This window comes from Agrobacterium sp. NPDC090273 (assembly GCF_044772305.1).
In the GTDB taxonomy this organism is placed as follows: domain Bacteria; phylum Pseudomonadota; class Alphaproteobacteria; order Rhizobiales; family Rhizobiaceae; genus Agrobacterium.
The window spans coordinates 352,572-376,614 of record NZ_JBIVYN010000002.1; the positions used below are offsets into that span (position 1 = coordinate 352,572).

A 24,043-nucleotide genomic window follows, 5' to 3' on the forward strand; every position below is an offset into this window, starting at 1 on the left:
TTTACCATTAACACAAAATTAAGCTTTCTGAGAGATTACTATACATGTCCAGTTCTTCTGGACTTCAGGCATCTTCTCCAGTTGGCGATTTGGTCTGATTTTTCTCCCTGTTTTACCTTGAGAGCCGCTTTTGCGGCTCTTTTTTTGGTCGATGGCATTTTCGCAAAACTGTGGGTATTAACCCTTCTTTAATAATTGCCTTGCGCATTTCAGGTAATGATATCATCCTGAAAACACTAAAGACCGGAACAAAATATCCGGATCGTCGTTGCCTGACAGTGTGGTGCGTGAGCAGGGATTAAAGAACATGTCCGAACAGGTGTTGAATACCATTAGCTTTGCAGGGCGCGCTGCTGCTTCCAACCAGTTCAAGACCCTCTATAACGAAGGGATGACACTGGTTGAGGAAACGGCAAGCTATCTCGATGGTGCTGGCCGCGTTGCCTCGAAGGTTCTCCCGCGTATGGCGTCGGTGCTTTACGCAGCAGAATCGATGCGCCTCACCACCCGCCTGATGCAGATGGCATCCTGGTTGCTTCTGCAGCGCGCCGTCAACAACGGCGAGATGACCAAGGATCAGGTTATCAGCGAAAAGAACAAGGTTCGCCTCGACAGCTTTAATGTTGATCGCCACGCTCCCGGCTGGAACGACCTGCCGGAATCCTTCCGTGATCTGATCGAACGCTCGCTTCGACTTCAGAATCGCGTTGCCCTGCTCGACCGCGAAATCTATCGCCCCGCAGAAGCTGCCAAGGTGCCGGACAATGAAAACAGCGTCCAGGCTCAACTCAACCTTCTGCGCACGGCATTCACAATCAACTAAGAAAAAACAAAAAATATAGACGATTTAAAAAGCAGGCTTTCAAGCCTGCTTTTTTTGTTGCGCAACACGCCTGTGAACACAAACAGGCAAATAAAAAAGCCCGGCAGAGCCGGGCTTTTTTAAATAATCCGTCCACAAGGGATCAGAGGCCGAGGCCACCGAAACGCTTGTTGAACTTGGAAACGCGACCACCGCGGTCCATAAGCTGCTGGTTGCCGCCCGTCCATGCCGGATGGGACTTGGGGTCGATTTCGAGGTTCATGACTGCGCCTTCCGAACCCCAGGTCGAGCGGGTTTCGTATTCGGTGCCATCGGTCATGACCACCTTGATCGTGTGATAATCGGGATGGATATCAGCCTTCATGACAATCTTCCTGGTTAAGTGACGTGCGGTCCATTTGCCGCAATTGCGTCAACTGAGCCAATTCAATAAATGAAGCCATAGTCCAGATGGGCTATGGCTTCCCAATTTGATGCGGAGCCTATACATGAAGGTCGCCGAGATAACAAGAGCCTGCTGTTTCCTTGTGAACGGAGATAGCCCCATTTGGCAAGAACGGATTGCATAATCCGAATTCCCTGCCAAAGGCCGATTGGCAAGCGCTGACAAAGGAGAAGACAAGAAGTGGCAGACGTACAGGAGCAGAAAGCGGCAAACCGTAAAAGCCTGAAGCCGCTTCTCGGTCTCTTCCCTTATCTCAAGCGCTACCGCGGTCTGATGGCAATCGCCCTTTTCGCGCTTGTTCTCTCATCGGCCACCACCCTTGCTTTGCCGCTCGCCGTCCGCCGCATCATCGATCATGGCTTTCAGGTTTCGGACAGCGGCATGATCAACAGCTACTTCGCCATGCTTCTTGCGATTGCCGTTGTTTTGGCCCTCGCCAGTGCCATGCGCTATTATTATGTCATGAGCATCGGTGAACGGGTTGTTGCCGACCTTCGCCATGACGTCTTCGCGCACCTGACATCGCTATCCCAGCAATTTTTCGATGCCAACAGATCCGGTGAACTGACCTCGCGCCTTACTGCCGACACGGTGCAGATTCGCTCCGCCTTTGGCTCCTCCGCCTCCGTGGCGCTGCGTAACATCATCATGTGTTTCGGTGCCGTCGCCATGATGATCTACACCAGTCCCGGACTTTCAGGCCTGGCGTTGCTGGCCATCCCCTTCATCGTATTCCCGCTGATTGCATTTGGGCGATCGGTGCGCGCGCGCTCGCGTACAACACAGGATACACTGGCCCACTCCGCAGCCTACGCCTCCGAGACCATCGGAGCCACCCGAACGGTGCAATCGTTCAATGCCGAACCTCTTGCGAACGCCCGTTATGGTCAATCCGTCGAAGCGGCCTATCAAGGCGCCCGGGCAGCCATCGGTGCGCGCGCAATCCTGACAGCCGTCGCCATCGCCCTCGTCTTTGGAAGCGTCGTCGGCATTCTCTGGTACGGCGCCCAGAACGTTCTGAGCGGCAGCATGTCAGCAGGTACGCTCGGCCAGTTCGTTCTTTATTCGGTTATTGCCGCCAGCGGCCTGGGTCAGCTTTCGGAAGTGTGGGGTGAACTGGCGCAAGCAGGTGGCGCGGCCGAAAGACTCTCTGAAATCTTGAACGAGCGCTCCGCCGTCGCCGAACCCGCAGCACCTGTTTCGATGCCGCTACCGCCACGCGGGGAGGCCGAATTTCACGACGTCGGCTTTGTTTATCCGCTGGCAACCGAAAGGCCGATCATATCCGGCCTGTCTTTCAAGGTTGGTGCCGGTGAAACGGTGGCGATCGTCGGGCCATCCGGCGCGGGTAAAAGCACGGTCTTTTCTCTTCTGACGCGATTTTACGATCCACAACAAGGTCGCATCACCATCGACGGTACCGACATCAAAAGTGCCTGCATTGCCGATGTGCGCTCGCGCATGTCCAGCGTGCCGCAGGACGTGGTAATTTTTGCATCCTCGATCCATGACAACATCGCGTTTGGTCGTCCGGAAGCGACGCGTGATGAAGTTCGCGCTGCGGCCTCAGCGGCACAGGCAGACGGCTTCATTGAGAGGCTGGAAAGCGGATATGACACGCAGGTTGGTGAGCGTGGCGTGACGCTTTCCGGTGGCCAGCGGCAGCGGATAGCCATTGCCCGCGCCATTCTTCGCAATGCGCCAATCCTTTTGCTTGACGAGGCCACCTCCGCGCTTGACGCCGAAAGCGAAATGCTGGTGCAGAAGGCGCTTGATGAGTTGATGAAAACCCGCACCACCATCGTCATCGCACACCGCCTCGCTACCGTGCTCAAGGCCGATCGCATCCTTGTCATGGATGAAGGCCGCATTGTCGAGGAAGGCACACACCAGAGCCTGATCCGCCAAAACGGCCTTTATGCGCGTCTTGCACAGTTGCAGTTCCAGACCGGGCCGGATGAATTGCGCGCCCAGGCGTAAGGGTCACGACAAAACGTTGCGTCCGGCAACACGACCAGAAAACAGGCAGCCGCCGAGAAACGTGCCCTCCAGCGCGTTGTAACCGTGCATGCCGCCACCACCGAAACCGGAGACTTCGCCGGCGGCATAAAGCCCCGCAACCGGCTCGCCTGCCCGATCCAAAATGCGCGCTTGCAGATCGGTATGCAGGCCGCCCAGTGTCTTACGGGTCAGGATATGCAGCCGCACGGCAATCAGCGGCCCCTTCCCGCGATCGAGCAACCGGTGCGGTCGGGCGGTTCGCATGAGTTTGTCGCCGAGGTAGCTCCTTGCTCCGTTGATCGCCGTTATCTGGGCATCCTTGCCGAAGCTGTTTTCGATCTCCCTGTCACGGGCCTCGATTTGCTGGCGGATATAAGCCGGATCAAGCCTGTTTTCGCCGCTGATCCTGTTCATGGCCACCACGAGATCTTCCAGTGTGTCAGAGACGGCAAAATCCTCACCGCGCTCCATGAATGCCTTGACCGGCGCCGGTGGCTCCTTACCAAGCCGCTTGAGGAGAAGCTGGATGTTTTTATCCGTCAGATCCGGGTTCTGCTCCGATCCTGAAAGAGCAAATTCCTTCTTGATGATCGCCTTGGTCAAAATGAACCAGCTATAGTCGCTGTTTCTTTGCCTCAGGATCTTTAGCGTCCCAAGCGTATCGAAACCCGGCATGGCGGGTGCGGGCAGCCGATTGCCATCTGCGTCACACCAGAAGGACGATGGCCCTGGCAAAATGCGGATGCCGTGATTGGGCCAGATCGGGTCATGGTTTTTCACGCCTTCGGTATAATGCCACATTCTGTCTCGGTTGATGACATCACCGCCAGCCGCCTCGGTGATGGCAATCATTCTGCCATCCACATGCGCTGGTACACCACAGACCATTTGCGCCGGTGGTTGTCCGAGACGATCAGTCGGCCAATTGCGCCGCACCAGGTCGTGGTTGCCACCAATCCCGCCAGCGGTAACGATTAAAGCCGAGGCGGCCATCGTGAAGCTGCCTATCGGCTCTCTGCTGCTTGTCTGGCCGCGCAGGACAGGATCTTGCACAAGTACTGTGCCTGAGACACCCGTGACGGTGCCTCCGCTCTTTTCCAGCGCGTCGACCTGATGGCGAAAGCGAAACGTCAGCCGGCCACTTTCGACGAGCGCCTGCGCCTTCTTAATGAAGGGGGCCAGCACGCCCGGGCCTGTTCCCCAGGTAACGTGAAAACGTGGAACAGAATTGCCATGACCATGTGCGAAAGCGCCTCCCCGCTCCGCCCAACCAACGACCGGAAACCACCGCATACCCAGGCCATGCAGCCAGGGTCGTTTCTCCCCGCCAGCAAAATCGAGATAGGCTTCGGCCCATCGCTGCGGCCAATGATCTTCGGCCCGGTCGAAACCGGCAGAACCGAACCAGTCCTGTCGCGCCAGATCGATGCTGTCGTGCACCCGCATGAGACGCTGCTCGGGGCTATTGACGAAGAACAGACCTCCAAGTGACCAGAATGCCTGTCCACCGAGGTTCTGCTCCCCCTCCTGATCCAAAACACATACGCTAAGCCCACGTTCAGAGGCTTCTGTCGCAGCCACCAGTCCGGCCAGCCCCGCCCCGATGACGATCACGTCGAACCGCTCCATCAGTCTCCTCCCAGATGTGACGGATTTACTTTTACGAGAACGTAAATTTATATCAGCGAAAAGACAATCACACGGTGTGTGACACTCACCGTTCGGTCAGCTTGAGTTCGATACGTCGGTTCTGCTGGCGCGCCTCCTGGCTATCACCCTCGGCAATAGGCTGATATTCACCAAAACCTGCCGCAACCAGACGATTTGCCGGGACACCCTTCGAGATCAGGAACTTGACGACGGAGGTCGCACGCGCCGATGATAGCTCCCAGTTGTCACGATAACGGCCGGAACCGGAGAGCTGCACATTGTCCGTGTGCCCGTCGACACGCAGGACCCAGTTAATCTCAGCAGGTATTTCCTTGGCGAGATCAAGAAGGGCGACAGCCAGCTTTTCCATTTCCACCTGCCCTTCCGGGTTCAGTTCATTGCCGCCAGAGGGGAACAGAACTTCAGACTGGAATACGAAACGGTCACCCACGATACGGATATTTTCGCGGTCAGAGAGAATTTCACGCAACCGGCCGAAGAAGTCCGAACGGTAGCGGTTCAACTCCTGCACGCGCTGCGCCAGCGCCACATTCAGCCTTCGCCCAAGATCAGCGATCCTGACCTGAGAAGACGCATCCTTTGCCTCGGATGCCTGCAAAGCCGATTCGACCGAAGCGATCTGCGCACGAAGCGCCGCAATCTGCTGGTTCAGCAGCTCAATCTGTGCAGAAGCGCGGGTATTTGCCTGCTTCTGATCATCCAGCTCGCCTGTAAGGCTACCGATGCGTGAATTTGCTGCGGCGTTGTTTCCGCTGCCGGCGTCAAGAAGCGACTGCAGCCTAGACCGCTCGTTCTCGGATGCGGCCAACGTCGATTGCAGGTTCGCCAGGGTATCCTCGATATCCTGCTTGCTGCCTTTCTCCATAGCCAAGAGTTCGGTCAACTCGGCAATCTGACTGTTAAGGCGGGTCAGGACTTCGTCCTTACCGGTGATTTCCCGCGACAGAACAAACTGTGCCAGAACGAAAACCGTCAGCAGAAACATGATGGCCATCAACAGCGTCGAGAGCGCATCGACGAAGCCCGGCCAGTAATCGACCCCTCTGTCGCGACGGCGATTGCGCGCGAGCGCCATGGCTACTCGCTCCCGTTATCGTGGCGTATACGGCCGGAAGAAGACTTTGCGTCCTCGTCGACACGCGCCGACAGCCGATCGAGCGTACGGCGAAGAGACTTCGATTCTTCCTGTTGCGCTTCAATCCAGTCACGCAACATCTGCTGTTCACTTCGCATGTTCTTCACAAGGCCCTGTATGCCTTCTGCAAGGCTGGTCATGGCGGCGAGTGAACGTTCGGTGCTGACGGCTGTACCCGGCTCGGCCTTCACATCCCTGACAACATCCGCTCCCGTATCGGTAACGGAAGACAGCCAGTTTTCCAGCTGGGTATAGAAGCGGTTCTGAGCTCTGCCTGCCTGCAGATCAAGGAAACCGAGAATGAGTGAACCAGAAAGACCAAGCAGCGACGACGAGAACGCCGTGCCCATACCGGAAAGTGGTGCCGTCAACCCGGCCTTCAGCGAGCCGAGGATATCGGTGCTGTCGCCAGCACTCGGGTCGAGCGACTGAATGACGTCGCTGATTGCACCGATGGTGCCGATCAGGCCCCAGAACGTCCCGAGAAGACCGAGGAAAACCAGAAGCCCGACAAGATATCGCGACGTGTCGCGGGATTCATCCAGACGGGTGGCAATCGAATCAAGGATCGTGCGTTGCGTAACAGTCGAGAGACGCACATCACCGCGCTTGCCAATCAACGTGCTCATCGGCGCGAGAAGCTTCGGAGCACGACCAGCTTTCTCCACACTGCCTGCAGCCCTGAAGGCGTTGAACCAGCGCACTTCCGAACGCAGGCTCATGGTCTGCGTGAAGACCAGAATGATGCCGATAACCAGAACACCAAGAATGAAGCCGTTCAGCCCCGGGTTCGTCATGAAAGCGGTATGGGCCTGCCGATAGAGGATAGAGGCCAGGAAACCAACGAGGACCAGAAAAAGGACCATCGTCCAGAGGAATGGTGTGGGGCTGGACAGCTTGTGGCTGTACTGCCGAGTGGTCACCGGTTTCTCGACACCAAGATCGAGCAACTCCGAATCCGCCATGACGTTTGCGTTCCCTTTGGTCACTTGTTCAGCGGAAGCTATTTGAAAATTGCGACGAATTGAAGTGAAAACCCGGTGTAAAATCACAGGCTTTTCACCTCCTTGGATTGAAACGCCGCCAGACAAAAGAAAAGCGCCCGGCGAATGATCGCCGAGCGCTGCAAATCCTTCCGAAAACCTCAGGATTTTCAGGGAAACGTATTACCGACCGGGAATCGGACGGTTGGCAACTTCGACCAGTGCCTTGTGGATATATTCGTTGCCGGCTGCCACGCTGCCGGTGTCGAAGATCGCCGAGCCGCCCTTTGCGTCGCTTGCAAAGCCACCAGCTTCGCGAATCAGGACGAGACCAGCGGCCATATCCCACGGCGACAGTTCAGCTTCCCAGAAACCGTCGAGGCGGCCAGCCGCGACATAAGCAAGGTCAAGCGATGCAGCGCCCATGCGACGAATGCCCGCGGCTTCGCCCATGACGTGACGAAGTTCGACAAGAAACTTGCCGTGATTGCCACGGCCAAGATGCGGAACACCACAACCGATAACGCAGTCGGTCAGAACTTTACGTGCGGCAACGCGAATACGACGGTCGTTCAGGAACGCGCCGCCGCCACGCTCAGCGGTGTAAAGCTCATCGGTGGCCGGATTGAAGATAACGCCAGCGACAATTTCACCGTTACGCTCGAGAGCGATGGATACAGCAAAGTGCGGAATGCCGTGCAGAAAGTTCGTGGTGCCATCAAGCGGATCGACGATCCAGCGATGTGCGCCGTCGGTGCCCTTTTCTTCGCCGCCTTCTTCACCAAGGAAGTCATAGGTCGGACGAGCCTTCATCAGCTCGTCGCGGACAATCTTTTCCGCCTTGAGGTCGGCCTGCGACACGAAATCGCTTGGACCTTTGACCGAGACCTGCAGGTTCTGCACTTCACCGAAGTCACGCGCCAATGACTTTCCCGCCTTGAGGGCGGCCTGAACCATGACATTGAGAAGGGCTGAACGGGCCATCGAGTTCGTTTCCTGGAAAGCTGCCGGACCACCCGAAAACTGGCCGGGCAGGAAAGGCTATTATTATTCTTGAATTGAGAGTTTGCGGTTCAAGACCACAAAACGCGCCGAAATTCAAGGCTAAAAGCCTCAAGGCGCGCCGACAGGGCGCTTCTCCTTGCCGTTACATCGGCCGAAAGCGATTTGCGGCCTCGATTGCCTTTTTCTGCTGTTCGTCAGTGATCCCGAGATAAAAATCCTCCAGCGAAGGGTCTTTCAGGCCTGCCCGCCGCGACAGCACGTACCACTTAGCGGCTTCAACAGGGTCAGGCCGAGTACCGAGCGCCTGAATGTAGAGATGCGCCACCTTGTTCTGCGCAACGACGTTGCCACGCTGCGCCGCACCGTAGAGCCAGCGAAAACCCTCATCCAGGTTGCGCTCACCACCAGAACCATTCACCAGCCAGATTCCCAGATCGACCTGCGCTGTGTCGTAACCTGCCTTGGCAGCACGCATCAGCCAGTCGCGCGCCTTCGCCTTCTTTTCAGCAGGAACATCCTTCACCGACCAATAGATCTGCGAGACGGCATATTGCGCATCTGCAATGCCTTGTTCGGCGGATTTTTCGTAAAAGGGCAATGCCAGCATCAACCCCTTGGCACCAGGGTTTTCCGAAACGAGTATCTGGCCCCAGTTGAACTGGGCAGATGCATTCCCCGCCTCGGCAGCACGGCGCATGAAATCGTCCGCCTTGGCCTTGTCGCGCGTGACGAATTTACCCTCCATCAGAATGAGGGCGAACTTGAACATGGCAACGGGATCGCTGCCCTCGGCTGCCTGTTGATACCAGAACGCGGCGGTCTTTTCGTCGCGTGCAATCCCCAGACCACGCGACATCATTTCCGCAACCAGCGTCTGTGCGGTCGCATCTCCGTTCTGGGCGCGGGTGAGCGCCTTGTCCAGGGCCTGAACATATTCACCACGCTGGTAATGCCCGTACGCCTCATCGACCTTGCCGGTAAATTCCTTCTCCGGCGGCAGGACAGGAAGTTCGGCACCCATCCGCTGATAGACGTTGACACCCTGCGACGGCTGCAAATCTTTCTGCTCTTCCGACAGCACACGCCCCTGGCGGGTCGGCTGCGCTTCATCTTCCAACTGACGAGCGAGAGGATTTTTCTCCGTCGCCGGACCGGACTGCGCAAAAGCCGGGAAAGCCGCTGCGCTCAAGGAAAGCGCCAGAAGCGAAACGGAAAGGCAAAGATGAGCAGCGCGTGTAAACATCGCTCGTATCAACCGTCAAACCGTGGCGCTTTTTCGTCAAGCAGCGCGTTGATTTCAGAAACCGCCTGGGCAGGTCCTGCAGCATGGTCAAACACGGCACTGCGCAGGGCAACAAATTCGACGCCGGTCTCGGCAACAGGCACAACGGATGCGATATCCGAACCGCCCATCACTATGGCCGGAATTTCGATCATCGATGCCCACCATTCCCCGAGCGCCAGGTTTTTCGGGTGCGCCTCTGGTTTGATGTCACCTTCCAGCTTGCCAAAGAAGATGTAGTCTGGATTGGCTTCGCCCTGTTCCAGCGCCTTGTGGCGGTCATCGGCATTGCCACCGCCAACAATAAGCTTGGGGGTAAATTTCTCGACCGCCTCGGCCAGCGCCTCGCCCCCGGTGGTAACATGCAAACCATCGGCCTTGGCGCGACCCGCCACGCGGCTGTCACCGGCAATCAGTGCTGCCGCGCCGGACTTTTGCACCAGCGGCACGATCAACTCAGCCACTTTCTGAAAGGCACCGTCATCCAGGCCATATTGCGGAATGATGACCGAGGCCACATCGCCGCCACGCAGCGCCTCTTCAACGGCCTTGGCCTGCTTCTGCATGTCGTCCGCTTGCGGAACGATGAGGACAAGGCGGCAACGGTCTTCGGTTGTGGTCATGGGTTCGTCCATTTCAGGCAGAAGACGCTTTCGGCGCAATCTGCACTCGTTTTGATATGACAAATCCGATAAACCGGACCGGCGAAAGGATCAACCGTCCATCCATGCTGACAGATTTTCATTTTTTTATGGCCGCCATTCCCGCCGTCATCCTTGTAGGCCTTTCAAAGGGCGGACTGGGCGGTGCGCTTGCCCTCATGGGCGTTCCCATTATGGCACTTGCTGTGCCGCCCGTGCAGGCGGCGGCAATCTTTCTGCCGATCCTGATCGTGATGGATATCGTGGCTCTCTGGGCCTGGCGCCATCATAATCATCGCGAAACATTGCTCATCATGCTGCCGGGAGCCATTGCCGGTATTGCAATCGGCTGGGCAACCTCCAGCATGATTTCGGCTGACACCATGCGTCTCATCGTTGCAACCGTGACGATCCTCTTCGTGCTGCGTTATTTCTATGAGAGTTTCCTCAGCAGAAAAGGCCAGGAAATTCCTGCAAAACCGCAGCGACGCGGACCGGCAACGCTGTGGTCGACCCTGTCGGGCTACGCCAGTTTTGTTGCCCATGCGGGAGGACCTCCCTTCCAGATCTATGTGTTGCCGCTGAAGCTGGACCCAAAAACCTACACGGGCATGAGCGTTCGCTTTTTCGCGATCATGAACGCGATCAAACTCATCCCGTATTTCGCTCTGGGGGCGCTCGACTCCAGCAACATGAAAACGTCAGCTCTGCTGCTTCCGGTCGCAATGCTCGCCACGATAGCAGGGGCAAAAATCGTCAAATATCTGAAACCTGCGGTTTTTTATCCGCTGATGTACACGATGGCGCTGCTTGCGGCCTTGAAGCTGCTCTGGGATGGATTACCGATCTGACACGGCAAAAATTGATATGGAGAAAATTAAAAAGCTCCGACCGCACCTTGATGCAGCCAGAGCCTGAATTGTCTAACCGCCCGTCCTTACAACATTGAAGGCGGCGGCAGTCTGTCAATCAATGCCTTGTTGAAGCCTTGAGCCTCTGCAATTCGTCCTTCAGGCGCAGTTTTCGACGTTTGATATCGGCGATCTCCGTGTCATCCGAAGACGGGGAAGCAAGAATACTTTCGAGCTCTTCCTCCAGAGCGCCGTGTTTCTTTTCGAGCGATGCAATATGAGCCTGAATGGTCATGCGGCACGTCCTTCCTTTTTGAACCTACCTCCAGCTCTCCATCACTGGAGTTTCAGGTTTACGACAGCACTGTGACATGGATTAACAATCTTGTCGAAGGCGAAATCATGACAATATCTGGGCAATTTGGTCGCATGGGAAACTTCCCGTTATCGCGATTTGGTGATAGAGGCTCCAGAACAGATCACATAAGCGCCGGAGGCGATCCGGCTGGCATAAATGGGGATGACAGGATGCCCGATCAGGACCAGGCGGACATCAGGCTCGCGCTGGCGCGGTTGCGCCAGGAGCATGAGGACTATGATGCAGCGATCAACGCAATGATCCAGACCAGCTGCGATGCATTGCGGATACAGCGCATGAAGAAGAAAAAACTGGCCGTCAAGGACAAGATGTCCCAACTCGAAGACCAGGTCATACCCGATATCATTGCCTGAGCCGGAGCAAGCCAAGTGACAGCAGAAACACCGCCCGTCGCCATCATCATGGGAAGCCAGTCCGACTGGGAAACCATGAAGAACGCCGCCGATACTCTGGATGCCCTCGACGTGGAATACGAAGCGCGCATCATTTCCGCACACCGAACGCCAGATCGTCTTTACGACTTCGCAACCGGCGCAAAGGATGAAGGCTTCAAGGTCATCATCGCAGGCGCAGGCGGAGCTGCCCATCTTCCCGGCATGACCGCAGCCATGACACCACTTCCAGTGTTTGGTGTCCCGGTCCAGTCCAAGACCATGTCGGGACAGGACAGCCTTTATTCGATCGTGCAGATGCCAGCCGGTATCCCGGTCGGAACACTCGCCATCGGCAAGGCAGGCGCTATCAATGCTGCTCTGCTCGCAGCAGCCGTTCTGGCCCTTGGCGACGAGGATCTCGCTGACCGGCTCGATGCCTGGCGTGCGCGCCAGTCAGCCGCCGTTGCCGAATACCCCATGGACAATCCGCAGTGACCGGAAACATGAACAACCTTACCATCGGCATCATCGGCGGAGGTCAGCTCGGCCGAATGCTGGCGATGGCGGCAGCACGCCTCAATTTCCGGACCATCGTTCTCGAACCGCAGGCGGATTGTCCCGCCGCACAGGTCTGCAACGATCAGATCGTGGCGGCTTACGATGACGAAAAGGCACTCGCCAAACTTGCTAGCCTTTGCGACGTCGTAACCTACGAGTTTGAGAACGTGCCGGTCTCCGCCGCCGAGAGGCTCGCCGCCTCCGTACCGGTTTATCCGCCGGCAAAGGCTCTCAGCGCATCCCAGGACCGCCTGACCGAAAAACGCTTTCTCAACGATTGCGGTATTCCGACAGCGGGTTTTCGCGCTGTCGACAGCCAGACCGAACTCGAATCCGCTTTGGTCGAATTTGGCGGCAAAGGCGTTCTTAAGACCCGACGCATGGGTTACGACGGAAAGGGCCAGCGCCTGTTCAAGGGCGGCGAGGATCTGACCGGCGCCTTCGATGCACTGGGTGGCGTACCGCTGATTCTCGAAAGCTTCGTCGCTTTCGAGCGGGAGGTCTCGATCATCGCGGCGCGGTTCAAGGATGGAACCGTGACCTGTTACGACCCTGCAGAAAACGTTCACCTGAACGGAATCCTGCACACGTCCACAATCCCGGCCAATCTTTCCGACGCGGCAAAGCTGACCGCTGTGCAGTCAGCTGAAAAGCTTCTTGCCGCTCTGGACTATGTTGGCGTCATCGGCATCGAGTTCTTTGTCCTGCCGGATGGCTCACTGGTGGCGAATGAAATGGCTCCACGTGTCCACAATACCGGTCACTGGACGGAAGCAGCCTGCGTCATTTCCCAGTTCGAGCAGCATATTCGCGCCGTCGCGGGCCTCGCGCCTGGCAGCACTGGCCGTCACTCCGACTGCGTGATGACCAATCTGATTGGCGACGACGTCAACGACGTCCCCCGCTGGCTTTCTGAAAAGGACTGCCTTGTGCACCTTTACGGCAAGACAGAGGCACGGCCCGGCCGCAAGATGGGCCATGTCACGCAACTCAAGAATGCGGGAAATCCTGAGTCTTTTCAGGGAAAACCACTGTGACGAGTTGACAGGCAGGGGCCGCACTGGTATCTGCCTGCCAACCGAAAAGAGCGCGCCCCGTTGCGCGCTTTTGATTGTTTTGATTAAGCGCGGTGGAAGCCGTGCAAAACTGCGGACCAGTAAAATGAAGATCAAGAATTCGCTTAAAGCGCTTAAGGCCCGTCATCGCGATAACCGCCTGGTTCGCCGTAAGGGCCGCGTATACATCATCAACAAGCAGAACCCGCGCTTCAAGGCTCGTCAGGGCTGATTGATCGCTCTGCGGTTTGCGTTTTCTACGCGGATCACATTGTTGATAGATACAAAGTTTGCATTTGATATTGGGCGCGCGCGGATTAATCTATCCGAATGCGCCCAAATCGTTTTTGCACGTCTGTTGTTTTTGCCCAGAGCCTTCTGCTGATCGGCGCGCTGTCGATCGGCCACGCAGCAGCGCAACAGGTGTCTCAGCCCACGCCCCCGGCGATAGAAGAGATCGCCCCAGCCCCTGCCCAAACCGTTGATACGCTGTTTGAGTCGCTCAAAAAAGAACGAGACGCGGTGAAGGCGCGCAATCTCGCCAATCAGATTGTCGCCGAATGGAATGATTCCGGCAGCGCCACGATCAATCTGCTGATGCAATGGGCTTCGGAAGCGTCTGACGAAAAGCGAAATGCCGCCGCATACGACTTCCTCGACCAGATCATCCTGCTCGACCCCGACTTTGCGCAGGCGCCTTACCGCCGCGCCATGGTACACTTTGCCGATGGCGATACCCGCAAGGCCATGGCCGACATCAATCTGACGCTGGAAAAAGAACCGAGGCACTTTCCTGCGCTGGCAAGCCTCGCGAACATTCTCGAAGCGTCCGGCCGCGATGAACTGGCCCTCAAGGCGTGGGAGCAATATCTCGCGGTCTATCCGGCAGACAAGGAAGCCCGCAAGGAAGCCAGCGATCTCTCGGAGAAGCTGGCGGGAACACGCAGCTAAAAACAAAAATCGCCGCATAAGCGGCGATTTCTTTTTATGGATCTGCAAAAGCGGAGATCATTCCATTCCGAGCGCAGCCATGTAGGTCTGCAGGATGGTTTCTTCCTCGATACGCTCGTTGGCGTCTTTCTTGCGCAGGCGAATGATGGTGCGGATCGCCTTGGTATCGTAACCGCGTCCCTTTGCTTCGCCCATCACATCCTTGATGTCACCCTGGATAGCGGCCTTTTCTTCTTCGAGACGCTCGACGCGCTCGATGAACTGGCGCAGTTCGGCGGCGGCTACGGTTTCAGTGGTCGCTGTTTCGTCCATCATTCTTTCCTTTGTAGTGGCGGCTCTTTCATGAGCCTTGTTCGTTCAGTCGGCGAAGCCTTCGCCTGTTGCCATCAGTCGTGCGGCAGAAATTCCGGCCTGTGAACTGCCCACTGACAGGCGTTACGTCAAGTCGTTTCCTGCGATACAGCGTTATTCCTTTGGCTTGTTTTCCTCAAATGCAGCCTTTTGAGCAGCACTTGCCTCGCCTTGATAGCGGTTCTTCCAATCGTCGTAGGACATGCCGTAGACGATCTCGCGGGATTGATCCTTGCTCATTTCAACACCCGCATTCTCGGCAGCCTCCCGGTACCAGTTGGACAGGCAATTACGGCAGAAGCCTGCGAGGTTCATCAGATCGATGTTTTGAACATCGTGACGATCGCGAAGATGCTGCACGAGGCGACGGAAAGCCGCCGCCTCGAATTCCATTTGTTGCAAGTCTTTATCTATGGTCATGGCAAACTCCGAAATCCGTCAATATGGCCCGGTCCGCGACGCAAACACCTGATATTCGTGCAGAGCGGGATCGTCGTTCATTACGGCAAAAATGGGAGCAAGCCGCCCCGCCCAAGTGGTTATGCCCGCCTCGTTGCCGATCAGATCCTGCCGAACTTCGAGAAGCGCGTGGGGAATGCCCTTGATCATGCAGTGGCGATACATGGTGTCGCCCTTCAGCGCACCGTCATAGGGCTCGTTGTCACCGACAAGGATATCATTGGCGGCGCGAAGACCAGCGAGAAGCGGGTGAACAGCGCGATGGTCGCTATCCCACAAAACCGCCGCGTGCCAGGGACGCGGCGTCTCCTTCCAGAACGGTGTATAGGAATGCAGCGACAGCACCAGCGGCGCCTTCCCGGTGACGGTTTCGACTTTGCCAAGCACCTGACCAACGGCATTGTGATAGGGGCGATGATAGGTCTCTATCCGTTGCTGCCACTCTTCATCTGAGATCGGATGATTGCCGGGCACGATGGCACCATCGGAAATCTTCATGATGAGCGTCGGATCATCCTCTCCGCGATTCGGATCTATCAGCAGTCGCGAAAACCGACCCATGACTGCGGGAACGCCGAGCCGGGCGGCAAGTGATCGCGTCAACCCTTCTATCCCGATATCAAATGCGATATGTCGTTCAAAAGCGGCTTGCGGTAGGCCAAGTTTACCGTACTGTGGCGGAAGAAGGTTCATTGCATGGTCTGCCAGAAGAACCATGCCTTTGTCATATTGGCCTTCTATGATTTCATAGGGTATGAAGTCGTTCATCGATGTTTTCTGGGACAGGATTGAGGAGAGGAACTTGATGGCATGGCTTGAGGCCGCGCGCAAGTTTAGGCGGAAAAACCGCTATCTACCCTACCGCACTCACGATCCGACAACCAATATAATCGATTAAACTCGCGTTGACTTTCTTGGGCGACCGCGCCAAGAAGTGTGTTCATTATAACCATGGAATCCGGATGGAAGCCGTGACTCAGTCATTCTTCGCTCTTCCCCGCAAGTATCGGAATCTTGCTCGTCTTTTTTCCGCAGCCGCATTGTTTGCAACCCCGCTCTTCATTGCGCAGCCCGCTCTTGCGGATTTTCGCGTCTGCAACAGCACGCAAAACCTCGTCGGTGTCGCTATCGGCTACAGGGCGCAAGAGGGTTGGGTCAGCGAAGGCTGGTGGCAGGTTCCTGCCTCCACCTGCGCAACGCTGATAGAGGGCGAATTGCAGTCCCGCTATTATTATCTCTATGCCGAAGATGCCGCCCGTGGCGGCCGATGGACCGGTGACGTCAACATGTGCGTGGCGGAAAACGAGTTCAAGATCAGCGGTGTGGACGATTGCTACGCGCGCAGCTTCCAGAGAATGGGTTTCAAGGAATACGACACGGGCAGACAGGGTAGCTGGATGGTCCAGCTTTCCGACACGCCAGGCACACAGGAAAGTCAAAACTGATGAAGCGTAATCGCAAAGTCAAAATTCTTGCTACCCTTGGTCCCGCCTCCTCCGAAGAGGCAATGATCGAGAAGCTGCATCTTGCCGGCGCCGATCTCTTTCGCATCAACATGAGCCATGCCAGCCACGACGTGATGCGGACGCTCATTCAGCGCATCCGCTCGGTCGAGAGCCGCAACGGCCGTCCTATCGGCATTCTTGCCGACCTGCAGGGTCCCAAGCTGCGCGTCGGAAAATTCGCTGAAGGCAAGGTCGATCTCGTTCCAGGCCAGACCTTCACGCTCGACAACAACGACACGCCCGGCGACAACACCCGCGTTTTCCTGCCTCATCCGGAAATTCTCGAGGCCGTCAAGCCTGGCCATCGGCTGCTGATCGATGACGGCAAGCTGCATTTGCGCGCCGAAAAGAGCGACGGCAAGAGCATCGTGACCACAGTCGTTTCCGGCACAAAGATTTCCGATCGCAAAGGCATCAGCCTCCCCGATACGCTGCTCGGCGTCGGCGTTCTGACCGATAAGGACCGCGTTGACCTTGACGCTGTTCTCGCCACCAATGAAGTCGACTGGGTCGCACTTTCCTTCGTTCAGCGTCCGGAAGATCTGGCAGAAGTTCGCAAGATCGCTCGCGGTCGCGTTGGCCTGATGTCCAAGATCGAAAAGCCGCAGGCTATCGAACGCATCGAGGAAATCATCGAACTTTCAGACGCCTTGATGGTCGCCCGCGGTGACCTCGGCGTTGAAATGCCGCTTGAAGCCGTTCCGGGCATTCAGAAGCAGTTGACCCGCGCCTGCCGCCGCGCCGGCAAGCCGGTGGTCGTTGCGACACAGATGCTGGAATCGATGATCTCCGCACCGGTTCCGACCCGCGCCGAAGTCTCCGACGTTGCAACCGCCGTTTTCGAAGGTGCAGATGCGATCATGCTTTCTGCCGAATCCGCATCTGGCGATTATCCGGTTGAGGCCGTTTCCACCATGGCATCCATTGCCAGCACCGTGGAACAGGACCCGCATTATTCGAACATCATCTACGCACAGCGCGCCCAGCCGGAAGCCACGGGTGCGGACGCGATTTCGCTGGCCGCACGCCAGATCGCCGAAACGCTGAAGCTCGCTGCGATCGTGACCTACACATCGTCGGGCACGACGGGTCTACGCGCTTCGCGTGAACGTCCTCAGGTTCCGATCATTGCGCTGTCGCCGATCATTCAGACCGCGCGCCGTCTATCGGTCGTATGGGGTCTGCATTGCGTCGTCACCGGCGATGCGAATGATCTGGATGACATGGTCAACCGCGCATGTCGCATTGTTGTTTCCGAAGGTTTCGGCAAGCCCGGCGACCGCATCATCATTTCGGCGGGCGTTCCCCTCGGCACGCCAGGCGCAACCAACATGGTGCGCATTGCCTATATCGGCTCCGACGGCCAGAGCGGCGTCTGATCCCGACGTCCCGATATCAACGAAGAAGCCCGCCATTTGGTGGGCTTTTTTTTGGAGCGTTGTACGTCAGAGGATTGCCCGCACGTCCTGGCCATTTATCTGGCATTCGACCAGCGACACCTGCTCGACCTGCCCGACCACGCGACACTCCAGATATTTTCCCCGGATACGATTTTCCAGCTTCTTAAACGCGTTCAGCCCGCAGGCAAACCGTCGTCCTTCAAGATCGAGACAGACTTTGTTGCGCTCCACGGTCTCGACGCCATCAAGCCGATACTCCTGTTCCTTGAAGACGAACCCGTTGTTGGAGGTGACGCGAAAACTTTGGTCGGCATGCATTTTCAAGGGAAAGGGATCGGGCGGGGTGGGAATACGCTCGAAATTCTGTGTCTCGACATTCACGCGCACTGGTGCCGTCGTCCATACCATCTCCGTATGAGTGGCAAGACGTGCCGCCGGCTCGGAAACCTCGCCATTCAAGTACGATGCAGTGCGAATGCCTGCAATTCCCAAGCCGATAACGATCGCAATCTGGAAAAGCAGAACTGCAAATTGCCGCACAATCTCTCCGTGATGTTCAAGGACAGCAGGTTAACGGACAAAGCATAACAGCAATTGCAATGATTACATTAAAAGGCCGCATACAAAAGTTGCCGTACTTTTGCCCTCGCACAACAAGCAGCCGCAGTTGGCGCGGCAACGTTCCTGTGCCAAAAGGTGAGTAAATCAATCAGATGCGATAAGGAATAACCGTGACAATCGGGCTCGCCCACGCCGAACTCATTGCCGTCGTCACCGCTGTTACCGCAGAAGAACCGCGAGTGATGACCGTCAGGACGGGAGAGGCTCTGCCTTCCGGGCCGTTCGAGTTTGGCCACAGGACATTGCAAAGCGGGCTTCGCGAATGGATCCATGAACAGACCCATTATCCGGTTGGTTACCTGGAACAGCTCTACACCTTTGCCGACCGAGACCGGAACAATGACATTCTCGGCGGGAGGACAATCTCCATCGGTTATCTTGGACTGGTCCGGGAACAGGAAACAAGCGACAGCAAACGACCGTCGTGGTGGGGGTGGTACGATTATTTCCCTTGGGAAGATCACCGGCGCGGCCGCCCGGCGGTGCTGGATCAACTCGTTGAAAAGCTACGCGCCTGGGCAGATTCCGACCCTCAACGCCAGAGCCAGCGCCATTTGCGTGCCGATTTCACCTTCGGAATGGACGGCGGCGGCTGGAACGAGGATCTCACGCTGCAGCGCTATGAACTTCTCTACGAGGCCGGGCTCGTAACCGAAGCGCAGACGGAGCCACATATCAATTTCGGCAAGGCGATGTTTGCCGATCATCGCCGCATTCTTGCAACCGGGATCGCACGCCTGCGTGCCAAGATCAAATACCGCCCGGTTGTTTTCGAACTGATGCCCGATGCCTTTACACTCCTGCAACTGCAACGGACCATCGAGGCGCTCGCTGGACTGACTTTGCACAAGCAAAATTTCCGTCGCCTGATCGAACAACAGCAATTGGTCGAGGAAACAGGCGATGTGACCAGCGAAACGGGTGGACGTCCCGCGAAGCTTTTCCGCTTCCAACAGACCATCCTTGATGAGCGCGCGCTCTCCGGAACAAAGCTGCCTCTCTCACGCAATTGACATATGCTCTAATTGAGAATATCTCTTTGCCCGACATATGCTCAATATGAGTATATTTGGGAGAGCGCCATGAACGAACGAATTTCCGCCGCAGCCCTTTATGACCGCGTCAGCCGCGTCATTCCCAAAGCCGAATGGATGGGGTTTCAAGATGACGTCGAGGCAATTCTGGAGCTGAAGCGCAAGCGCAACGCCGTCATTCTCGCCCACAATTATCAGACGCCGGAGATCTTCCACGGCGTTGCCGACATCGTCGGAGACAGTCTCGCGCTTGCGCGCAAGGCGATGGAAGTGGAGGCGGATGTCATCGTTCTGGCCGGCGTTCATTTCATGGCCGAAACGGCCAAACTGCTGAACCCCAGCAAAACAGTGCTTATCCCCGATATGGCCGCAGGCTGCTCCCTGGCGGATTCCATCACGCCCGAAGACATTGCTCTTTTACGCAAGGCCTATCCCGGCGTTCCGGTCGTGACTTACGTCAACACATCAGCAGCGGTTAAGGCCGCCTCAGACATTTGCTGCACATCCGGCAACGCCCGCCAGGTGGTTGAATCGCTTGGCGTCCCACGCGTACTGATGTTGCCGGACGAATATCTCGCACAGAATGTCGCTCGCGAGACCAAGGTGGAGCTCATTGCCTGGCGAGGCCACTGCGAAGTCCACGAACTGTTCACCGCCGACGATATACGCGAACTGCGCGAAAGCTATCCGGGCGTCACGGTGCTGGCGCATCCGGAATGTCCGCCAGATGTCGTCGACGCTGCCGATTTTTCTGGCTCGACCGCCGTCATGTCGGACTATGTCGGCCAGGCGCGACCTGCCCGCGTCGTGCTTTTGACCGAATGCTCGATGAGCGACAACGTGGCCGTCCATCATCCAGACGTGGAATTCATCCGCCCCTGCAATCTTTGCCCACACATGAAGCGCATCACGCTTGCCAACATCCGAAGCGCACTCGAGGAAAACAGGCATGAAGTGATGGTAGATGCCGAGGTTGCTGTCGCTGCCCGCCGCGCGGTTGAGAGGATGTTGGCAGTATGACGCCGGAACGTCTAAGGCAGCACACCGGAAAAACCGTTATCGTTGGTAGCGGTATTGCCGGACTGATGGCCGCGCTGACAGTCTCGCCTGAACCCGTTGTCCTTCTGACACGAAGCGCACTGGGTCGTGAAACATCCAGCGCCTGGGCACAGGGTGGGATCGCCGCCAGTCTGGCTCCGGACGACGACGTCGCGTTTCATCTGGCCGACACGTTGGCGGCAGGCGATGGCCTGTCTGCTCCAGAAATGGCTGCGGATATTCTCGCAGCCGCTCCATCGATCGTTGCGGCGTTGGAAAAAAATGGCGTGAATTTTGATCGCGACGCCCAAGGCGAATTGCTGTTCGGACTGGAGGCCGCCCATTGCCGCAGGCGGATTATCCATGCCGAGGGAGATGGCTCAGGCGCATCCATTATTCGAGCACTCACCGCAGCAGTGCTGCAGACGCCCTCCATCGAAGTCATGGCTGGCGTGGATGTCCGCCGGCTGATTGCAGACGATGGCATCGTGGCCGGCCTCCATTGCGCAGGTGAAAAAGGCACCTTCACCCTTTTGACCGGCAAGGTCATCCTGGCAACCGGCGGGATTGGCGGGCTTTACGATGCAACGACCAATCCAACGGCAAATTTCGGGCAGGGCATCATGCTCGCGGCACGGGCCGGCGCCATGCTCACCGATATGGAATTTGTCCAATTCCATCCCACCGCGCTAGCCTCGGCGCGGCGCCCCCTGGCTCTCGTCAGCGAAGCCGTACGCGGTGAAGGCGCCACGCTCCTGAATGAAAAAAACGAACGTTTCATGGCAAATATTCCGGGTCAGGAGCTAGCTGCACGCGACATCGTCGCACGCGCCATAGAACGGGAGATTGTCCGCGGCGGTCGGGTTTTCCTCGATGCACGCAAGGCGCTTGGATCGCGGTTTTCAACACGGTTCCCCTCGATTGACCGGCTTTGCAAAGAGGCGGGCATTGATCCATCCCGCGACCTGATCCCGGTGCGGCCTGCGGTGCACTACCACATGGGCGGCGTCGCGACGGATCGGAATGGCCGCAGCTCCCTGCCCGGCCTCTGGGTGGCGGGCGAAGCAGCCTGCACGGGATTGCATGGTGCAAACCGGCTTGCGAGTAACTCGCTGCTCGAGGCAGCCGTCATGGGCATGCGCGCCGCACAAGATGCATGCTCTTTTTCAGCGCCTCTGCCTGCCGGTGTAAGCGCAATCGGTTCCCTTGCGGAAGCCGATCCACGTATTGTTCGCCCGCTTGTCTCCCGGCATCTCGGCATCACCAGAAATGCAGCCGGCCTGAAAACGGCGATCGCCGGCCTTCTGCAACTGACCGAGCAGAACGGCCCAGCCTCCGACCCGGCAATCGTCGGCCTGTCGATTGCCGTGTTTGCCGCCTTGCGCCAGGAATCGCGCGGTGCGCATTTTCGCGATGATTTTCCACTGAAGGGAATTGCGGAAAGACGCAGTCTTTGCCTCGACGAGATCCTGTCGTTTGCCCGAGATATTTCTTCCAACACCATCGCTCGGAGTGCCTGACATGCCCCTCTCCCCCTTGCCACGTCTTGTGATTGAAGCACCGGTTCGCATTGCCCTGATGGAAGATCTGGGGCTTGCAGGCGATATAACCTCTGATTCCGTGATCCCTGCAGACCATCGTTCAACAGTTGTCATGGCTGCGCGCGACAGGGGTGTCATCGCGGGCCTGGATGCCGCAGAACTTGCATTCCAGCTTGTCGACCCAGCCATTACGATGAAAAGGCAGGTGAATGACGGCTCAGCGGTCGATCCCGGCGACATCATCGCGACAATAGAAGGCCCATCGCGCGGCCTTTTGACCGGCGAGCGCACCGCACTCAACTTTCTTGGCCACCTCTCAGGCATAGCCTCGGTTACGGCCGGTATCGTAGCAGCCATTGCTGGAACAAGAGCCTCAGTGGCGTGCACCCGCAAGACAACACCCGGCCTTCGCGCCCTGGAAAAATATGCCGTCCGTGCAGGTGGCGGCATGAACCATCGCTTTGCTCTTCACGATGCAGTCCTCATCAAGGACAATCATATCGCTGTTGCAGGCAGCACGGCCGAAGCAATTCGCCGCGCAAAGGCTAGTGTCGGCCACCTCGTCAAAATTGAAGTGGAAGTCGATACGCTCGACCAACTGAGGCAAGCGATGCAAGAAGGCGTCGACGCTGTTTTGCTCGACAACATGAGCCCTGAGATGTTGCGTGAAGCCGTTGATATCGTCGCTGGCAAAGCCATCACAGAAGCCTCGGGCCGTATCAATCCGCAAACGGCTGCCACCATCGCGAAAACCGGTGTTGACCTGATTTCCGTTGGATGGCTGACGCACAGCGCGCCGGTGCTCGATATCGGCCTAGATTTTTCCCACAACTGTTGAGAGCGGATACCGGAACAAACGTCTCACATATCCGTTATCGCCTTGCCATGAGGTCCGTGCTTCTAGGCGGGGGACGAATGCGTGCAAAAACCTGTCTTTATCAGCGGATCGCTATCAGAGAGGAAAGGCGTGTTATGGAAGATGCACAGGTTGGCTGGATTGCGGCCATTATCATCGGCGGCATTGCAGGGTGGCTTGCCGAACAGTTCATGAAAAGCAACATGGGTGTTTTCATGAATATTATTCTCGGCATCATCGGTGCGATTGTCGCGAATTTTCTGCTTGGACTTGTGGGCGTTTCCCTTGGGGGATGGCTCGGATACCTTATCGCAGGTTTCATAGGCGCGTGCATACTGATCGCCGTAGGGCGAGCGATTCGCCGCTAAAGGGAGAATGAAATGAGCTTCTTTGACAAAATCAAAAACGCCATCTTCGGAAAGGCCGAGGCCGCCACTGAAACGGCAGCGCCTTCGCCTGCACCATCGGGCAGCCCTGCGCCTGCGGCACCGGCACCTGCGCAGCCAACCGCAACAGGTGCTGCACCCGCCCCAGCCGGAACAGTCGATGTTGCCGCCATCCTGGACGCTGCCGTCAAGAAAAACGGTCAGAAACTCGACTGGAAACATTCCATCGTCGACCTTCTCAAGGCACTCGACCTCGACAGCAGCCTCAGCGCCCGCAAAGAACTGGCCGCCGAACTGCATTATCCCGGCGACACATCAGATTCCGCCGCGATGAATATGTGGCTTCACAAAGCCGTCATTAAAAAACTTTCGGAAAATGGCGGCAAGCTGCCAGCCGAGTTGCTTGATTGACATGCCGGAGGCCAGGGGTAACACCCCTGGCCTTTTCAACTAACCAGTCGGTCCGGCCATGTCCCGCAAGGAGAAAAGAAATGGACGACTACGACAGCCTGCGCGAACAGATAGGCAGAGACCTCGACACCCTTCACAAGACCGAGAATCCGAAATCAATCTTCGAGATTGCAGAAGATTATCTTCTGGGAAATCCGCATCTGAAACGTGCGGTCGTCGAAGACATCATCAAAGAGGAAGCTGACAAGCGCAGCATCTCCATCCACTGAAACGTGCTCAACCACAAA

The 24,043-nt window shown here is 57.1% G+C and carries 29 protein-coding genes; 17 read left to right on the forward strand and 12 right to left on the reverse strand.

All coding sequences use genetic code 11. The features are described 5' to 3' along the window. Positions 1 to 307: 307 nt before the first annotated feature. Positions 308 to 823 carry a DUF1465 family protein gene (locus ACIQT8_RS07930; protein WP_400964653.1) on the forward strand — a complete coding sequence of 172 codons (516 nt, stop codon included), beginning with the start codon at positions 308 to 310 and terminating at the stop codon, positions 821 to 823. Positions 824 to 965: 142 nt separating this feature from the next. Here the strand turns inward: ACIQT8_RS07930 and rpmE are convergent, their stop codons facing one another. Beyond that, on the reverse strand, positions 966 to 1,187 hold the full coding sequence (gene rpmE / locus ACIQT8_RS07935) for a 50S ribosomal protein L31 (RefSeq protein WP_003497640.1): 222 nt from the start codon (positions 1,185 to 1,187) through the stop codon (positions 966 to 968). 261 nt (positions 1,188 to 1,448) lie between these two features. On the opposite strand from rpmE, the gene ACIQT8_RS07940 reads away from it, so the two are divergent. Next, on the forward strand, positions 1,449 to 3,248 hold the full coding sequence (locus ACIQT8_RS07940; protein ID WP_400964654.1) for an ABC transporter transmembrane domain-containing protein: 1,800 nt from the start codon (positions 1,449 to 1,451) through the stop codon (positions 3,246 to 3,248). A 3-nt stretch (positions 3,249 to 3,251) separates the two neighbouring features. On the opposite strand, the gene ACIQT8_RS07945 is transcribed toward ACIQT8_RS07940, so the two are convergent. From ACIQT8_RS07945 to ACIQT8_RS07970, 6 genes are all read right to left on the reverse strand, one after another. Continuing rightward, positions 3,252 to 4,898, reverse strand: coding sequence for an FAD-binding dehydrogenase (locus ACIQT8_RS07945; protein ID WP_400964655.1), 1,647 nt, complete (start codon positions 4,896 to 4,898; stop codon positions 3,252 to 3,254). An 85-nt stretch (positions 4,899 to 4,983) separates the two neighbouring features. Further along, positions 4,984 to 6,015: a peptidoglycan -binding protein gene (locus tag ACIQT8_RS07950; RefSeq protein WP_400964656.1), complete on the reverse strand. Its 1,032-nt coding sequence runs from the start codon at positions 6,013 to 6,015 to the stop codon at positions 4,984 to 4,986. A 2-nt stretch (positions 6,016 to 6,017) separates the two neighbouring features. Next, positions 6,018 to 7,040 (reverse strand): flagellar motor protein MotA, encoded by a 1,023-nt coding sequence (locus ACIQT8_RS07955; RefSeq protein ID WP_400964657.1) that lies wholly within the window; start codon positions 7,038 to 7,040, stop codon positions 6,018 to 6,020. 201 nt (positions 7,041 to 7,241) lie between these two features. Next, the gene (locus ACIQT8_RS07960) at positions 7,242 to 8,042 is read right to left on the reverse strand and encodes an inositol monophosphatase family protein (protein ID WP_262527739.1); all 801 of its coding nucleotides are present in this window, start codon (positions 8,040 to 8,042) and stop codon (positions 7,242 to 7,244) included. A gap of 163 nt (positions 8,043 to 8,205) precedes the next feature. Continuing rightward, entirely contained in the window at positions 8,206 to 9,306 is a 1,101-nt protein-coding gene (locus ACIQT8_RS07965) for a tetratricopeptide repeat protein (protein WP_400964658.1), read from the reverse strand. An 8-nt stretch (positions 9,307 to 9,314) separates the two neighbouring features. After that, positions 9,315 to 9,968, reverse strand: coding sequence for a thiamine phosphate synthase (locus ACIQT8_RS07970; RefSeq protein WP_400964659.1), 654 nt, complete (start codon positions 9,966 to 9,968; stop codon positions 9,315 to 9,317). Between the two features lie 104 nt (positions 9,969 to 10,072). On the opposite strand from ACIQT8_RS07970, the gene ACIQT8_RS07975 reads away from it, so the two are divergent. Then, on the forward strand, positions 10,073 to 10,837 hold the full coding sequence (locus tag ACIQT8_RS07975) for a sulfite exporter TauE/SafE family protein (RefSeq protein WP_400964660.1): 765 nt from the start codon (positions 10,073 to 10,075) through the stop codon (positions 10,835 to 10,837). A gap of 118 nt (positions 10,838 to 10,955) precedes the next feature. Here ACIQT8_RS07975 and ACIQT8_RS07980 read toward each other — a convergent pair whose 3' ends face one another. After that, positions 10,956 to 11,132, reverse strand: a complete 177-nt coding sequence (locus ACIQT8_RS07980) for a YdcH family protein (protein WP_138792050.1) — start codon at positions 11,130 to 11,132, stop codon at positions 10,956 to 10,958. Positions 11,133 to 11,365: 233 nt separating this feature from the next. Between ACIQT8_RS07980 and ACIQT8_RS07985 the strand changes: the two genes are divergently transcribed. The 5 genes from ACIQT8_RS07985 to ACIQT8_RS08005 all read left to right on the forward strand — a co-directional run bounded on the left by ACIQT8_RS07985 (position 11,366) and on the right by ACIQT8_RS08005 (position 14,154). After that, entirely contained in the window at positions 11,366 to 11,569 is a 204-nt protein-coding gene (locus tag ACIQT8_RS07985) for a YdcH family protein (RefSeq protein WP_138792049.1), read from the forward strand. Between the two features lie 48 nt (positions 11,570 to 11,617). Then, positions 11,618 to 12,085 carry a 5-(carboxyamino)imidazole ribonucleotide mutase gene (gene purE, locus ACIQT8_RS07990; RefSeq protein ID WP_178340680.1) on the forward strand — a complete coding sequence of 156 codons (468 nt, stop codon included), beginning with the start codon at positions 11,618 to 11,620 and terminating at the stop codon, positions 12,083 to 12,085. Positions 12,086 to 12,093: 8 nt separating this feature from the next. Continuing rightward, complete coding sequence (locus ACIQT8_RS07995) at positions 12,094 to 13,185, forward strand: 5-(carboxyamino)imidazole ribonucleotide synthase (RefSeq protein ID WP_400964661.1); 1,092 nt, start codon at positions 12,094 to 12,096, stop codon at positions 13,183 to 13,185. A 124-nt stretch (positions 13,186 to 13,309) separates the two neighbouring features. After that, positions 13,310 to 13,435, forward strand: a complete 126-nt coding sequence (gene ykgO, locus ACIQT8_RS08000) for a type B 50S ribosomal protein L36 (protein WP_003497670.1) — start codon at positions 13,310 to 13,312, stop codon at positions 13,433 to 13,435. 98 nt (positions 13,436 to 13,533) lie between these two features. After that, a complete protein-coding gene (locus ACIQT8_RS08005) occupies positions 13,534 to 14,154 on the forward strand; it encodes a hypothetical protein (protein WP_400964662.1) in 621 nt (206 codons plus the stop codon). Positions 14,155 to 14,211: 57 nt separating this feature from the next. On the opposite strand, the gene ACIQT8_RS08010 is transcribed toward ACIQT8_RS08005, so the two are convergent. The 3 genes from ACIQT8_RS08010 to ACIQT8_RS08020 all read right to left on the reverse strand — a co-directional run bounded on the left by ACIQT8_RS08010 (position 14,212) and on the right by ACIQT8_RS08020 (position 15,732). After that, positions 14,212 to 14,469: a DUF2312 domain-containing protein gene (locus ACIQT8_RS08010; protein ID WP_138792045.1), complete on the reverse strand. Its 258-nt coding sequence runs from the start codon at positions 14,467 to 14,469 to the stop codon at positions 14,212 to 14,214. A gap of 150 nt (positions 14,470 to 14,619) precedes the next feature. Further along, on the reverse strand, positions 14,620 to 14,925 hold the full coding sequence (locus tag ACIQT8_RS08015; RefSeq protein ID WP_400964663.1) for a DUF1244 domain-containing protein: 306 nt from the start codon (positions 14,923 to 14,925) through the stop codon (positions 14,620 to 14,622). A gap of 18 nt (positions 14,926 to 14,943) precedes the next feature. After that, positions 14,944 to 15,732 (reverse strand): N-formylglutamate amidohydrolase, encoded by a 789-nt coding sequence (locus ACIQT8_RS08020; protein WP_400964664.1) that lies wholly within the window; start codon positions 15,730 to 15,732, stop codon positions 14,944 to 14,946. Positions 15,733 to 15,926: 194 nt separating this feature from the next. Here ACIQT8_RS08020 and ACIQT8_RS08025 point away from each other — a divergent pair, with 194 nt between their 5' ends. Next, positions 15,927 to 16,409, forward strand: coding sequence for a DUF1036 domain-containing protein (locus ACIQT8_RS08025; RefSeq protein ID WP_178340659.1), 483 nt, complete (start codon positions 15,927 to 15,929; stop codon positions 16,407 to 16,409). Next, positions 16,409 to 17,848 carry a pyruvate kinase gene (pyk, locus tag ACIQT8_RS08030; RefSeq protein WP_138792041.1) on the forward strand — a complete coding sequence of 480 codons (1,440 nt, stop codon included), beginning with the start codon at positions 16,409 to 16,411 and terminating at the stop codon, positions 17,846 to 17,848. The genes ACIQT8_RS08025 and pyk overlap by 1 nt, the downstream gene beginning before the upstream one ends. Positions 17,849 to 17,914: 66 nt before the next feature. Here pyk and ACIQT8_RS08035 read toward each other — a convergent pair whose 3' ends face one another. After that, positions 17,915 to 18,412, reverse strand: a complete 498-nt coding sequence (locus ACIQT8_RS08035) for a thermonuclease family protein (RefSeq protein ID WP_138792040.1) — start codon at positions 18,410 to 18,412, stop codon at positions 17,915 to 17,917. Between the two features lie 188 nt (positions 18,413 to 18,600). Between ACIQT8_RS08035 and ACIQT8_RS08040 the strand changes: the two genes are divergently transcribed. The 7 genes from ACIQT8_RS08040 to ACIQT8_RS08070 all read left to right on the forward strand — a co-directional run bounded on the left by ACIQT8_RS08040 (position 18,601) and on the right by ACIQT8_RS08070 (position 24,025). Further along, the gene (locus ACIQT8_RS08040) at positions 18,601 to 19,503 is read left to right on the forward strand and encodes an NrtR DNA-binding winged helix domain-containing protein (RefSeq protein ID WP_400964665.1); all 903 of its coding nucleotides are present in this window, start codon (positions 18,601 to 18,603) and stop codon (positions 19,501 to 19,503) included. A 69-nt stretch (positions 19,504 to 19,572) separates the two neighbouring features. Further along, positions 19,573 to 20,544, forward strand: a complete 972-nt coding sequence (nadA, locus tag ACIQT8_RS08045; RefSeq protein WP_400964666.1) for a quinolinate synthase NadA — start codon at positions 19,573 to 19,575, stop codon at positions 20,542 to 20,544. Then, a complete protein-coding gene (locus ACIQT8_RS08050; RefSeq protein ID WP_400964667.1) occupies positions 20,541 to 22,082 on the forward strand; it encodes an L-aspartate oxidase in 1,542 nt (513 codons plus the stop codon). The genes nadA and ACIQT8_RS08050 overlap by 4 nt, the downstream gene beginning before the upstream one ends. Before the next feature lies 1 nt (position 22,083). Further along, entirely contained in the window at positions 22,084 to 22,941 is an 858-nt protein-coding gene (nadC, locus tag ACIQT8_RS08055) for a carboxylating nicotinate-nucleotide diphosphorylase (protein WP_262527720.1), read from the forward strand. A gap of 134 nt (positions 22,942 to 23,075) precedes the next feature. Further along, complete coding sequence (locus tag ACIQT8_RS08060) at positions 23,076 to 23,327, forward strand: GlsB/YeaQ/YmgE family stress response membrane protein (protein WP_138792035.1); 252 nt, start codon at positions 23,076 to 23,078, stop codon at positions 23,325 to 23,327. Positions 23,328 to 23,339: 12 nt separating this feature from the next. Continuing rightward, positions 23,340 to 23,756 (forward strand): DUF3597 domain-containing protein, encoded by a 417-nt coding sequence (locus ACIQT8_RS08065; RefSeq protein ID WP_400964668.1) that lies wholly within the window; start codon positions 23,340 to 23,342, stop codon positions 23,754 to 23,756. Between the two features lie 80 nt (positions 23,757 to 23,836). Beyond that, entirely contained in the window at positions 23,837 to 24,025 is a 189-nt protein-coding gene (locus ACIQT8_RS08070; protein ID WP_262527718.1) for a hypothetical protein, read from the forward strand. Positions 24,026 to 24,043: the final 18 nt, after the last annotated feature.